The 13,500-nt window shown below is 50.3% G+C and carries 12 protein-coding genes; 5 read left to right on the forward strand and 7 right to left on the reverse strand.

Features of this window, described 5'->3' with window-relative positions; genetic code table 11:
* Positions 1-2 precede the first annotated feature (2 nt).
* From D515_RS07660 to D515_RS07685, 6 genes are read right to left on the reverse strand one after another with little or no spacing between them, the layout of a single operon-like run.
* Positions 3-1,364: an AMP-binding protein gene (locus tag D515_RS07660; protein WP_002537542.1), complete on the reverse strand. Its 1,362-nt coding sequence runs from the start codon at positions 1,362-1,364 to the stop codon at positions 3-5.
* A complete protein-coding gene (locus D515_RS07665) occupies positions 1,361-1,915 on the reverse strand; it encodes a COG4648 family protein (protein ID WP_002537543.1) in 555 nt (184 codons plus the stop codon). Before D515_RS07665 ends, D515_RS07660 begins: the two co-directional genes overlap by 4 nt.
* Before the next feature lies 1 nt (position 1,916).
* Positions 1,917-2,171 carry an acyl carrier protein gene (locus tag D515_RS07670; RefSeq protein WP_002537544.1) on the reverse strand — a complete coding sequence of 85 codons (255 nt, stop codon included), beginning with the start codon at positions 2,169-2,171 and terminating at the stop codon, positions 1,917-1,919.
* 6 nt (positions 2,172-2,177) lie between these two features.
* Complete coding sequence (locus D515_RS07675) at positions 2,178-2,435, reverse strand: phosphopantetheine-binding protein (RefSeq protein WP_002537546.1); 258 nt, start codon at positions 2,433-2,435, stop codon at positions 2,178-2,180.
* Complete coding sequence (locus tag D515_RS07680) at positions 2,416-3,234, reverse strand: lysophospholipid acyltransferase family protein (protein WP_002537547.1); 819 nt, start codon at positions 3,232-3,234, stop codon at positions 2,416-2,418. The genes D515_RS07675 and D515_RS07680 overlap by 20 nt, the downstream gene beginning before the upstream one ends.
* Positions 3,222-3,965: a beta-ketoacyl synthase chain length factor gene (locus tag D515_RS07685; RefSeq protein ID WP_002537549.1), complete on the reverse strand. Its 744-nt coding sequence runs from the start codon at positions 3,963-3,965 to the stop codon at positions 3,222-3,224. Before D515_RS07685 ends, D515_RS07680 begins: the two co-directional genes overlap by 13 nt.
* Before the next feature lie 188 nt (positions 3,966-4,153).
* Between D515_RS07685 and D515_RS07690 the strand changes: the two genes are divergently transcribed.
* Genes D515_RS07690 through D515_RS07700 form a run of 3 tightly spaced genes read left to right on the forward strand, consistent with a single transcriptional unit; the run spans position 4,154 to position 6,891 of the window.
* The gene (locus D515_RS07690; RefSeq protein WP_039849761.1) at positions 4,154-4,516 is read left to right on the forward strand and encodes a hypothetical protein; all 363 of its coding nucleotides are present in this window, start codon (positions 4,154-4,156) and stop codon (positions 4,514-4,516) included.
* Positions 4,517-4,541: 25 nt separating this feature from the next.
* On the forward strand, positions 4,542-5,612 hold the full coding sequence (locus tag D515_RS07695) for a methyltransferase (RefSeq protein ID WP_002537552.1): 1,071 nt from the start codon (positions 4,542-4,544) through the stop codon (positions 5,610-5,612).
* 46 nt (positions 5,613-5,658) lie between these two features.
* On the forward strand, positions 5,659-6,891 hold the full coding sequence (locus tag D515_RS07700) for an NAD(P)/FAD-dependent oxidoreductase (RefSeq protein WP_002537554.1): 1,233 nt from the start codon (positions 5,659-5,661) through the stop codon (positions 6,889-6,891).
* Positions 6,892-6,946: 55 nt separating this feature from the next.
* Here the strand turns inward: D515_RS07700 and barA are convergent, their stop codons facing one another.
* A complete protein-coding gene (barA, locus tag D515_RS07705) occupies positions 6,947-9,691 on the reverse strand; it encodes a two-component sensor histidine kinase BarA (RefSeq protein ID WP_002537556.1) in 2,745 nt (914 codons plus the stop codon).
* Between the two features lie 189 nt (positions 9,692-9,880).
* Between barA and rlmD the strand changes: the two genes are divergently transcribed.
* Both rlmD and relA read left to right on the forward strand, forming a co-directional pair.
* A complete protein-coding gene (gene rlmD, locus D515_RS07710) occupies positions 9,881-11,197 on the forward strand; it encodes a 23S rRNA (uracil(1939)-C(5))-methyltransferase RlmD (protein WP_002537557.1) in 1,317 nt (438 codons plus the stop codon).
* Between the two features lie 61 nt (positions 11,198-11,258).
* The gene (gene relA, locus D515_RS07715; RefSeq protein WP_002537558.1) at positions 11,259-13,469 is read left to right on the forward strand and encodes a GTP diphosphokinase; all 2,211 of its coding nucleotides are present in this window, start codon (positions 11,259-11,261) and stop codon (positions 13,467-13,469) included.
* Positions 13,470-13,500: the final 31 nt, after the last annotated feature.

A 13,500-nucleotide genomic window follows, 5' to 3' on the forward strand; every position in this document is an offset into this window, starting at 1 on the left:
TGTTACTGCGTCCGGTTCAACAAGGCTTCAATGGCTTGCTGTTGACGTTTGCCCTGGCTGTTTTGAGGAATGGCGTCGACAAAGCGCCACTGTCGCGGGATGGCAATCGGCTCAAGCCACTCTCTGAGGCTTTGTCTCAACATCAGTTTAAATTTCCCAGCCCCTGTTTCAGCCAGCATCTTTTCACCTTCTGCAGACAATACTACTGCTGCGACAATGATTTGTCTTTCATCCTGCTGGTGGAGAATGCTGGCAGCATCCGTTATCCAATTGCTTTGGCAGAGTCGTTGTTCGATTTCCGGCAAAGAGACCCGCTTTTCTTCAATCTTTACCACGCGGTCAGCACGACCTTTCAGCAGGAAGGTATGGTTGTCATAAAGCTCGCACAAATCTGCAGTCTGATACCAATGTTCAGGGGCGATGTAAGGGGAAAGCAGTTGCAGGCAGCCCACATCATCCAATTGAGCGCAGATGCCACTGAACAGATGCCATGGTGTGGTCTCAGTGGATTGCTGTCGAAAACCAATCCCGCCGGTTTCGGTGCTGCCATACACTTCGATGGGTAAGGCGCCGAGGCAAGACTGGCTGCTATGCGCCGCCGATATAGGAAGAGGCCCGCCGGAAGAAAATATCGCACGATATTGGCCGGATGAGGGTTCAATTATGCGTTTCAAGAGTGCAGGACTGCTGATCAAGACCGTCTGTTTATCTGCTTTTGCGACGACTTGTTCAGGGTAAACCAGATCGTGGTACTGGAAAGGACGCCCAGCTGAAAGTGGCCACAGCAGGCGGAACAGCAAACCATAAATATGCTGGTGCGATACGGTGCTTTGAATATGAGTGCCTTCGAGCTCTGCTCCCCATTGCGCTTCAAGCTGGTTGAGCTCTTCCTGAATCTGGAACAGTGATTTTTCTATCGCTTTCGGCTCGCCACTAGAACCTGATGTGTACAGTGTCAGCGCCAGACTATCAAAGGCTTCAAGTTTTAAACTAGACGTACTGTGCGTGTCTGACAGAGGCAGTGATACCGATGCGATGTCGGCAGGCGCTGCTACACGGCTGTCATGCAAGATGGCGTTGAAATGGATTGAAAGCTCGGTTAAAGCGCCTGTCTGTAAATTCCCCGGTAGAACCAGAGATTTTCCTGCATGAGCACAGGCAAAAAATGCGGTGGCAAAGAGGTAGCTATCTTCAAAAGCCAGCGCCCACTTTTGCGCTGGTGATGCTTTTAATACTGAGGCGAGCTGTGCCACATCATCAGTAAATGCACCCCACTTTTTTCTACCACCGTCACCCAGAGCGACGGTCAAATCCGAGTCGCGCTCTGACAGACAGAGGGATGATAAGGGCGTAAAACGATTCACGAAGCTCGCACCTTTTTCCTGACAATAAATTCGATACCAAAGAGTGCGCCGGCAGCGAGATAACTAAGTAAGCCGTTATATAGCGTCCAAATCTCCAGCGATATCAGGCAGGTTAGCCAGGCGATTGCGCCGTTCACCAGAAAAAACAGACACCAGACTTTGGTGACGTTGCGGGTGTATTTCACGCCAGAAGCAGGCAAATCAGGCTCCTGAAGGCGGGCAACCTGTTCGATGATGCTCATTGGCTGGAAGAGGCTGGCGGCGAAGACGACAAACATGGTGGCGTTGACTGCGACAGGATAATAAAGAAACCAGTCATGTTGCTTGAAGACATAGCTGAGAGTAACCAGCAGAAGGCCAATGATTCCTGTCGTCGTCGCGACATGTCTCAGCGGGCTATTTCCCAGCACCTTGCTGGAAGTCATCCGAAGCAAAAACAGGACGCCAAGCAACAACGCAACAGGGCCAACTCCTCCGTGCGAAATCCCGGCGTAAACCGCCAAGGGATAAGCGAGCAGGAGAAGGCCTGCCAGTGCGCTGAACTTTCGCATTTTAAGCTGCTAGCAAGTCTGCAACGGCATCTACAACGTCTTGTACAGAGCGTACAGACTTAAACTCTTCCGGTTTAATTTTCTTGCCGGTGGTATTTTGCAGATGAACAACCAGATCCACAGCATCAATACTGTCTAGATCAAGCTCTTCGTAAAGTTTGGCTTCAGGAATAATGTCGGCAGGATCCAGCTCAAATAATTCCACCAGAGCCTCACGAACTTGTTCGAATATTTCTGCTTTATTTACTTCTGTCATTTTCTATTACGCTTTGTTGGCCGAAATGAACTTCGCTAGATTTGCCACTGAGGAAAAATGCTCGCGAGTATTGCTGTCATCGGCATCAATGACCACGTTGTAAGCTTTTTTTATGGCCAGTCCAAGCTCAAGCGCGTCGATGGAATCTAAACCTAGCCCTTCCCCAAAAAGTGGCGCATCGGTATCAATATCTTCAACCGTCAGATCTTCGAGATTGAGTGCCTCAATGATCAGCTGCTTTATTTCATTGTGTAATGTGTCCACTGTAGCCTTCTATGTTTGTTTGCTGTTCAATTTTATTATTGTGTGGGAATAATTCCCTTTTGAGTCGTCTATTGAGGCGACGGGCTGCCGTCGCTTCTGCAATATCTGAATCGGTAAATTCACTCGCCGCTATCTTACCCTTCACCTCAACATGAAAAAAGGGGCGTACGTCCGGAACTTGGTACCACTTTTTCTCTTTCGTGAGAAAGCTAGGTGTAACAGTAATATGCACCAAGCGGATGTCGGTCTGGGTGCGGACAGCAATTTGAGATGCGCCGCGTTGCAGTGAAGATTCAACACCTGGTGTGGTTCGGGTGCCTTCCGGGAAAATAAGCAGGACATTGCCGTCGCTGAGTCGTTCAGCGCAGCGCCCGAGCAAGTCATCCGGGCTGTTGTTGGGGATGTATCCTGCCGCTTTGACAATGCCTTTCATAAAAGGGTTGTGCCAGATAGCGGATTTGACCAGACAGTCACACTGTGGGAGCTGGGAAGAGATCAACACGTAGTCAATCAAACTAGGGTGGTTGGCGAGGATGATGCAGTTACTGTCTTCGCGAAGAATATCGCCACCGGTGATTTTGTAGTTAATCGCACCGGTGTATTTCATGGTTAGACAAAAAATGGTGAAGGTCTTTTGAATGATGCGTTGGACGCGGAGCTCTCTTTCTTTAGCGCTTTTCGCGCTGAACGTCATCAAAGGACAAACGATAAAGGTCAGAAATAGGCCACCCAGGCCGAACAGGCTGAAACAAAAGCCTGTTGCCAACACCCGCCACCATTTGCTGATTAATCGGAACATTCAAAATCTCCTACCTGCCAAGACCAGTGCTGACGGGCACTTCGCATCTCAAAGTCAGCGTTTCTACCCAGCCACTGACGATAGAACTCCAGCGCTTGTGGCAAGGATGTAATGTCTGTATCTGAGCCCGATGATGAGCGCTGAACCTGAATTTGATTACCGGCTTGGAGTATTATTCCAATCGCATAAGGTGCCGTTGTATAGGGTTCGAACTGGGCGTAAATATCGGGTAGTGGCGCGTCGAAATCGACCACCAACACTTTCTTATCTGGGTGTTGATTGAGGTAAATGAAGGCTTCGATCAAGGCATAGTGAAATCCGTCAGCACCGCCCGCGAGAGATGTGACTGGGATAGGCTTTTTCGTCGCGATAGTGAATAAGCCTGCAGCGGTATTATGTACGGATTGCGAGAAAGCCGTGGGCGAAGCTGGCTCACCAGCCAGAATTTCCTGAAGCAACTGGACGGTTCTTTGAAGTTCACCATGACGGCTAGAAAAGACCGAATAGGCGATGTCCTCGTCAGCTGACAGTGTTGCCGCTACCTGCACCACAATTTTACTCAGCGGGCTCATGCGACGTCGCATCATTGCAGGGATGGCACTGGCTACAGGTGCTGTGGCATCTTCAGGCCACTGACATTGATCTTTCTGCCAAGCTGTCCAACTTTCAGGATTTTCTAACCCCGGCGACAAAGCATAAAGTCTCTGGATATTAAATTGAATACTGCTCATAGGTGGTGCTATAACATCCTTGATTATGTGGCTGATCAAGGTATTGAGTCCTTGAACAGTGTTTAATACTTCACTTGGCAGGAAGTCAGAACGCGATCATATCGCAATGGCTACATCACGCAACCAAGGAATTAAAAACGAATAGGGAGTCAGTCGTGAACTTTAAAAAATATCTAGTTTTGTTGGCAATGGGTTTTGCTTTGGTGGGCTGTAATCGTGTTCAACCGATTAAAGAAGTGGTGGATGCTCCAGTTGCTTTTAATATCCCCGCAGCGTCAGTGAAACAGGCAATTATTGAATCAGGTATTGATCGTGGATGGATCATGACTGAAACCACCCCAGGCGTAATTCGTGGCGAATTATTCGTGCGTTCGCACCGCGCGGTTATCGATATCCCTTACAACGATAAAAGTTACTCCATCAATTATGTGGAATCAGAAAACCTGATGGAAAGCGGCGGTAAAATCCACCGTAATTACAACCGCTGGGTCAATAATTTAGATGTCGACATCCGCAAAAAACTGGCGGTATTGGCGGCAGCTTCCCAGTAAAAACGTTTAAGTAGTAGGTTAAAGAGTGAATTCATTTCAAGCGGATCCTTATAACGCTTTGAATGCAAAAACTGAGGCGCAAAAGTTAGCTTTTGCGCCTATTGTTTTTCATGCGGCGCGAACCTTGCGGGATCTCGGTGTTTTAGCAGCATTGGACGATGCAGGTTCTCAGGGTTTGAATGCGGCAGCGATTGCTGGAAAAACCGGTGTGTCTGAGTATGGCGTGAAGGTGTTGCTTGATATGGCCGTCAGTGCGCATATCGTGACGTGGCGATCGCCAAATTATGTGTTGGCGAATGTGGGGCATTTTCTGCTTTACGACGGAATGACCCGTGCCAATATGGATTTTACGGCGGACGTTTGTTATGCCGCGATGGCACATCTGACAGAGTCGATTGAGACGGGGAGCCCTGCAGGGCTTAAAGAGTTGGGCCAGTGGAGCTCGATCTATGAAGGCCTCTCAACCCTGCCGGACAAAGCCAAGGAAAGCTGGTTCCAGTTTGATCACTTCTATTCCGATCGCTCATTCCCTTTGCTGCTTGAAAAAGTGTTTACTTCCAAACCGAAGAAGCTATTCGATATCGGAGGCAACACCGGTAAATGGGCAACACAGTGCTGCAATTACGATGCAGACGTGGAAGTCACCATTATCGATCTGCCCCAGCAAATTGAAATGGCGCTGGAACAGGCCAAAGTAAATGGTCTGGAAGGGCGAATTAAAGGTCATCCATTCAATGCGCTGGATAACTCTCTTTCTCTGCCAGAAGGCGCAGACGTTTGGTGGATGAGTCAGTTCCTTGATTGTTTCTCGCCAATGGAAATCTTGAGTATTTTGCGCCGCGTCCGTCAGGCAATGTCTCCTGATGCAACGGTTTATATTCTGGAGCTTTTCTGGGATGCGCAGAAATACGAAGCAGCTTCATACAGTTTGAATGCCACCTCGCTGTACTTTACGTGTTTGGCGAACGGAAATAGCCGTTTCTACCGCTGTGAAGAGTTTTTGCAGATTGTCGAAGAAGCTGGTTTTGAGGTTGCAGAGCAAACTGACAATATCGGCTTGGGGCATACCCTGTTAACATTGAAAGCCCGTCTTTAACGGCGAATGTCGTTACCGTTTTGAAAAGTTGAAAGGAGTCCATTTCTTGAAGTTGGAAACCACTCAAGTAGCAATTATTGGCGCAGGCCCTTCCGGGGCAATTGCTGCTGCGCTGCTGAACCAGAAAGGCATTGATGTACTGGTGCTTGAGAAAGCGACATTCCCCCGATTCTCTATTGGTGAAAGTCTGCTGCCTGCCTGCATGGAGTCTATTCGCGCAGCCGGCATGCTGGATGCCGTCAACGAAGCGGGTTTTCAGTTTAAAAACGGTGCGGCGTTTAATCGCGAAGGACGCTATATCAGCTTTGATTTTACTGACAAGTTCTCACCGGGCGCAGGTACAACCTATCAGGTTCAGCGGGCAGTGTTCGACAAAGTGTTGGCTGATGATGCAGAAAGGCAAGGTGTGACCATTCGCTATCAACACGAGATTGAAGCGGTGGATGTGAATGCTGACAAGCCTGTTCTTTATGTAAAAGACGCGCAGGGTGAACCCTACCAGCTTCAGGCGGATTTTATACTTGATGCGAGCGGTTTTGGCCGTGTGTTGCCAAGACTGCTTGAACTGGAGAGTCCGTCATGCCTTCCGCCACGACAGGCGATCTTTACCCATATCGTCGACAACATTGATGCGACTGAATATGACAGAGACAAGATTCTGATCTCTGTGCATCCTGATAATCATGATGTCTGGTATTGGCTGATCCCATTTAGCAACGGTACCTGTTCTTTCGGCATTGTTGGTGAGCCGGACTTTTTTGCGAATTATCCCGATGACCACATAGCGGCTATCAAACAACTGGCGAGTGAAGAACCTTGGCTCGCGCAATTACTCGGGAATGCAGAATATCCCAACCAGCCGGGTATGATTGGTGGCTATTCTGCGAATGTGAGCACGCTGGCTACAGATAAGTTTGCGCTGCTCGGTAATGCGGGTGAGTTTCTTGACCCGGTATTTTCTTCCGGCGTGACCATTGCGATGAAATCTGCTGAACTTGCCGTCAATTCTCTGAGTCGTCAGCTATCTGGTGAAAAAGTGGATTGGCTGAACGAGTACGAGAAACCACTTTTGCGCGGTGTCGATACTTTCCGCTGCTACGTGGAAGGTTGGTATAAGGGCACATTGCAGGATGTGATTTTCTACCCAAGCCCGGATCCGAAAATCAAACGCATGGTATGTTCAATTCTGGCGGGCTATGCATGGGACACCGACAACCCGTATGTGGATGAGCCAGTAAGAAGGCTCGATACCCTAGCGAAAATCTGCGCCGAGGCATAAGACGCAGGATCAACAGGTAAAGAAAAGGCGGGAAACCCCGCCTTTTTCGTTTCTGTCAGACAGTCTCATCCAGATAATGGGGCGATTGCTCCCGAATGTTCTGAATCTCATCTAACAATTCAAAAAGCTCTGGCTCGATGTCTTCGGTCGTTGCGCCTTTTTTAAGCTGGGTTTCCAGTTCATGACAAAGGTTTTTGAGCCTTGGTACACCGCTGTAGGCGCAGCTGCCATGGAGTTTGTGGATCACAGCGCTCAAGTCGGCTTTGCTGTCTTTCAGCGCCAGATTGACTTTCTCTTCGACCTCATCAAAAGAACGCACCAGCATCTGCAGCATTTCTCTGGCGAGATCCTCTTTGCCTGCTGCCTGCTTCATTGCCAAAGACCAGTCAATGCTGAGGGTGTCGCCCAGCTTATTTGGCGTGATCAGTGGCGAATTGGGCTGAACTTCACCGCTGTGCGGATGCGTCCAGTGGTGCAGTACCTGCTCGAGAATATGCTCTTCAATCGGTTTGGTCAGGTAGTCGTCCATCCCTTCGTTGAGCAAGCGTTCGCGCTCGCCTGTCATGGCATGGGCTGTCACGGCCACCACAGGCGTGTGTTGATTGAGCGGTGTTTTGCGTATTTCCTGACAAGCCGTCACACCGTCCATTTCCGGCATTTGGATATCCATCAGGATGAGGTCGAAATGTTGCTTCTGTGCGCAGTCGAGAGCGGCTTTACCATCGGATGCGGTAAACACAGTGGTTACGCGCTCTTTCAACAAAGCGGTGATGAGTTTGAGGTTGGCTGGGTTGTCATCCACTGCCATGACCGTCAGTGGCGCTTTGTCGGTGTGCACTTCAACCGCTGGCGGCAGTAAGGCAAGGGATTGCTGTTCACCCTGTAATTGCTCGATGAGTTTTCGCACAGACAGCGGCTTGGCGAGGCAAGCCGCTACACCGGAAGCGAGCAGGGCTTCTGACAGCGCAAGCTCTGTCGTCGGCAAACAGAAAATGACGCGCTCACTGAAGGCTTCTGCGCGTTTTGCCTGTGCAATCAGCGCATCGCTTTCCGGCACATCGACGGCATCAACACAAATCAGTACAGAGGACACACGCTCAGACGTTTCAGGCAATTCAGCGAAATCGCTCAATGCGATGTCGAAATGCGCCAGACGTTCACGCATCATCAAACGGCTTTCATGGTCAGGTTCAATCAGCATCAGTGATTGCCCTTGCAGGGCGTCGCTGTCGATAGGGTGCACCAGCGGCAGATCAGTTTGGATCAGGGACATGGTGAACCAGAAGGTTGATCCCTGATGCAAACGGCTGGAGAACCCAATATCGCCGCCCATTTGCTGCACCAGTTTCTGGGTGATCACCAGACCAAGGCCGGTACCACCATATCGACGACTGATGCTGGCATCTGCCTGACGGAAAGCCTGGAACAGCTGCGATTGCTGACGCTCAGAAATACCGATACCGGTATCACGGATAACAAACTGAAGTTCAAGGCGTTCGTCGCGCTGCTGCTTGAGCTCTACGCTGACGCTGATATGACCGCGCTCAGTAAATTTAGTGGCGTTACCAATCAGGTTAGTGAGCACTTGCTGGATGCGAAGCGGGTCGCCAATCACGCCCGCAGGAATGCGAGGGTCGATTCGAAGATTGAGCTCCAGGCCTTTTTCGTGCGCCATTGGCGCAAGCAGGCGCATCACTTCTTCCAGTGAATCTTCAAAATCAAACGGGATATTTTCCAGCAGCAGCTTACCGGCTTCCAGTTTCGAGAAGTCCAGAATGTCATTGATAATGGTCAGCAGGTTGTTGGCTGATTTTTCAATGGTCTGCAGATAATCTTGCTGGCTGCTGGAAAGGTGGGTTTTCAGCATTTGGCGGGTAAAGCCGATCACGCCATTCAGTGGTGTTCTGAGCTCATGTGACATGTTGGCAAGGAACTCTGATTTCACCCGTGCAGCTTCCTGCGCGTTTTTCTTGGCAATATCCAGCTCAACGTTCTGGATTTCTAACTGCTCCAAAGTTTCGCGTAAATCCGAAGTCGCCTGATCGATGCTTTGCTGCATCTCCAGGTGATATTCCGACAGCGAAATCGCCATCGCGTTGATCCCGTTTTTCAGGGTATCTAACTCACCGAGTAATTTGCCTTCAATCCGAACATCGAGATGCCCGCGACGGATTCTGTCGATCATGCTTATCATCTGCTTGATCGGCATTTCGACATCAAGCAGCAGGCGATAGGCGAAGAAACAAGAAAGGATCAGGCCGAGAATCAACACCACGCCAGCGGAGATGATCTCTTGATATTGCTTGAGCTTCACCGTGGAAAGGTCCATCTCCATGGTGATGTAGCCAATTGGCTGCTCCTGTACCAGTGGGTTGTTAAAACTTGCTATTGCTCGGATGGGCGCGCGGAGTAACAGAGCATCTTTCAGGTGGATGACTTCCAGTCGCTCAGGTAAGGGTTGCCCACGGGGCACCGCCAGCAAGTCGAGGTTGCGGTGATAGTTGGAGGTGACAAACAGATCGTTCTGGCTGGAGAACACTGCAATGCTTCGGATGTATTCACTGTGCTGACGGTGCGTGTGACCAATCAGTCGCCGCACATTTTCCCGGCTTTCATTGGCAAGGCCGATTTCACTGGCGATTGCCAAGGGTTCGATAATCGCCTGCCCGGCTACTGCGAGTTGCTGCTCCAGTTCCTGATAGCGGTTTTTAATGAAATAGGCGCTCAGCAATATGCCGATGATTAGCGTCGGGGCAAGGGTTAGGGTGATTACTCTGGCGCGAAGTCCGTATTTGGTCATGCTGTCTATTCTGTGGGAGAATTGCCGCCAATTTTGCGGCGTACCTAAAGATCATTCTAAACGGTGGTGCGCTGCTACATCAAAGCTGATGGCGAGAATTCAGCAGGTTATCACAACTGACTGGTCGCCAATATTCGAATCTATGCGCAGACTGCACCTCAGTTTGCTGCGAAAGCTGGAACATAAGTCATGGCGCGTTTTTTTAAGCCACAGAAGAAAAAGACTCTTGATACCAAACACAAGGCAATGACCATCGCTCGTCTCGATCATCAAGGTGATGGTGTGGCGTTTGACGGTAAAAAGCCTGTGTTTGTTGCTGGCGCATTGCCGGGCGAGGAAGTGCTGCTACAGCTGACAGAAGATAAGCGCCAATTTGCCCGTGCCCGTCTTATCAAAGTCACTAAGCCAAGCGCAGAGCGCATCAAGCCATTTTGCCAGCATTACGGTACTTGCGGTGGCTGTAATCTCCAGCACCTGGGCCATCAAGCCCAGATTGATGCCAAGCAGGAAACGTTGTCCCAATTGATGAAGAAATTTGCTTCCGCGGAGCTTGAGCAAGACGCGCCGGTGGTGTCTAAGGAAAAAGGCTACCGTCGTCGTGCACGCCTGAGTGTCAAAGTGAGCAAAAGTGGCGAGCTTGAAATGGGTTTCCGTCAACGCAGCGCCAATGACATTGTGACCGTCACAGACTGTCCGGTGCTTGATGCAGAGCTAAATGTGCTACTGCCAGACATTTATTCTCTGCTGGATGGTCTTCGTGGACGTCGTATCATTGGTCATATTGAGCTGGTGGCCTCCAATCAAGGTCGAGTGCTTTTGGTTCGAGCCATCAAGCAGCTGCATGACGACGATCAGGCGACGCTGAAAGGCTTCGCAGAACAACACGGTTTGATTTACTACCTGCAACAAGCCGATGCTGCCGTGCAGCGCGTCCTCGGTGAGCAGCCCAATTACACACTTGGCGAGCTGACGCTGGCCTTTGAGCCGCAGGACTTTATTCAGGTTAATGCGGATATCAATGAAAAGATGATTGCGCAGGCGCTGGATTGGCTGTCATTAACAGAAGACGATGCTGTGCTCGATCTTTTCTGTGGCCTGGGCAACTTCAGCTTACCGCTGGCTGCGAAGGTAAAAACCGTCGTCGGCATTGAAGGCGTGGAAGAGATGGTGCAGCGCGCATCAGACAATGCGATGCGTAATCAGCAAGGCAATGCGCGTTTCTATCATGCCAATCTGGAACTGGATGCGGCTGAAACTGTCTGGGGACGTGAAAGCTACAACAAAATTTTGCTCGATCCGGCACGTGCTGGTGCTTTAGGGGTTATGCCTTATGTGGCACAATCTGGAGCTGAGCAGGTAGTGTATGTTTCCTGCAACCCGGCAACATTAGCACGTGACAGTCAGGTGCTTTTGGATAACGGGTATCAATTGGTTAGGTTGGGCATGTTGGACATGTTCCCACATACAGGGCACTTGGAGTCGATGGCGCTGTTTGTCAAAGATTGAGTCGTCCACCGGGCAAGCATGATGGTTGCCCGTTTAAGGATAAGAAAAACAGGATAGTGAAATGGTCGCAATTCGTGGCGCGCACCTAAACGACAATAAAGAATTTGTGCTTGAACGCTGGGTGGAAGGTCTTGCCCAGGAGGCTGCCGTATCTCAGGCTTTAACCAAAGCCTATCACCATTGCCAGACGCTGGGCGATGAGCAAACGCTCGCGCAGCCTCTCTGGTGTGGTCGAGAGATGATTGAAATCCTTGTCACCTTGAGTATGGACAAGGAGACTTTGTTGGCCGCGTTGCTGTTCCCCATGGTGGAATATGACGTGCTCAGCAATGAGTTGCTCAAAGAGCACTACGGAAACAATATCGCCAAGCTGGTGGAAGGGGTTCAGGAAATGGCGGCGATTCGCCATCTGAACGCCAACAATGAAGAAGCGACGGCTGCGCAGGTGGATAATGTGCGCCGTATGTTGCTCTCCATGGTGGATGACTTCCGCTGCGTGGTCATCAAACTGGCTGAGCGCATTACTTATCTGCGTGAAGTGAAAAACGAGTCTGACGAAGTGCGTCAGGCTGTTGCCAAAGAATGTGCAAACATCTACGCACCGCTTGCTAACCGCTTAGGTATCGGTCAGCTCAAGTGGGAAATCGAAGATTACGCGTTCCGTTACCAGCATTCGCTGACCTACAAACAAATTGCCAAACAGCTGGCAGAGCGCCGTATTGACCGTGAGCAGTACATCGACACCTTTGTGTCTGATCTTCAAAGCGCGATGGAAAATTCCAACATCAACGCGCAGGTCTATGGCCGCCCGAAACACATCTACAGCATCTGGCGTAAGATGCAGAAAAAAGGCTTGGAATTTGATGAGCTGTTTGATGTGCGTGCTGTGCGCATCATCGCTGATCAGCTTCAGGACTGTTATGCCGCGCTGGGTGCCGTTCACACCAAGTACCGCCATCTGCCGAAAGAGTTCGATGACTACGTGGCGAACCCTAAACCAAATGGTTACCAATCGATTCACACTGTCGTATTGGGACCTGAAGGCAAAACGGTAGAAATCCAAATCCGTACCAAGCAGATGCACGATGATGCTGAGCTTGGCGTTGCGGCGCACTGGAAATACAAAGAAGGGTCTTCCGCTGGCCGGAGCGGTTACGATGAGAAGATTACCTGGCTGCGTAAACTGCTGGCTTGGCAAGAAGAGATGTCTGATTCCGGCGAAATGCTGGATGAACTTCGTAGCCAGGTATTTGATGACCGCGTCTATGCCTTTACACCAAAAGGTGATGTGGTTGACCTGCCAATCGGCGCGACACCTTTGGATTTCGCTTACCACATCCACTCTGAAGTGGGTCACCGTTGTATCGGGGCCAAAGTGGAAGGGCGTATCGTACCGTTCACCTATCACCTCAACATGGGCGATCAGGTCGAAATCATCACCCAGAAAGAGCCAAACCCTTCCCGTGATTGGCTGAACCCAAGCCTTGGCTTTGTGACGTCAGGCCGTGCACGCGCCAAGATTAATGCTTGGTTCCGTAAGCAAGCACGAGAGAAGAACGTCGAGGCAGGTAAAGAAATTCTCGATGCTGAACTCGCGAAGATTGGTGCCGCGAGCAAAGATGCCACTCTCGCCATGAAGCGCTTCAATGTTAACAGCCTTGATGAAGTTTACGCGGGTGTTGGTAGCGGTGATTTGCGCATCAACCAGGTGGTGAATTACATCAACTCTGTGGTCAACAAACTGACCAAAGAACAGGAAGATGAGCAGCTTCGCGCCAAGCTGGAGCAGGCCGAAACGCAGACCACAACCAAACGACCACGCCGAGATGCCGTTGTCGTTGAAGGTGTGGACAACCTGATGACACACCTTGCACGATGCTGTCAGCCAATTCCGGGTGACGAAATCGAAGGCTACGTAACGCAAGGCCGTGGTATTTCAGTGCACCGTGCAGACTGTGAGCAATTGGCTGAACTTCGCCATCATGCACCGGAGCGCCTTATCGAGACGGTGTGGGGCGGCGGCTATATCGGCAACTATCAAATCACAGTGCGTGTTTCTGCATCCGAGCGAAGTGGTTTGATTAAAGATCTCACCAATGTCTTGCTGAATGAAAAAGCGAAAGTTTCTGGCATGCAAAGCCGGGTCGACTACAAACAGCAAATGTCCATCATGGACTTTGATTTAGAGCTGAGTGACCTTGAAGTGCTGAGCCGGGTGATCTCCCGCTTGGAGCAAGTCAAAGACGTGCATGAAGCCAAACGGCTTCGCTAACAATATTCAATTTCTATAAAGGGAAAGCGCT

Origin of the sequence: Grimontia indica (assembly GCF_000333895.2) — a bacterium.
GTDB lineage: Bacteria > Pseudomonadota > Gammaproteobacteria > Enterobacterales > Vibrionaceae > Enterovibrio > Enterovibrio indicus.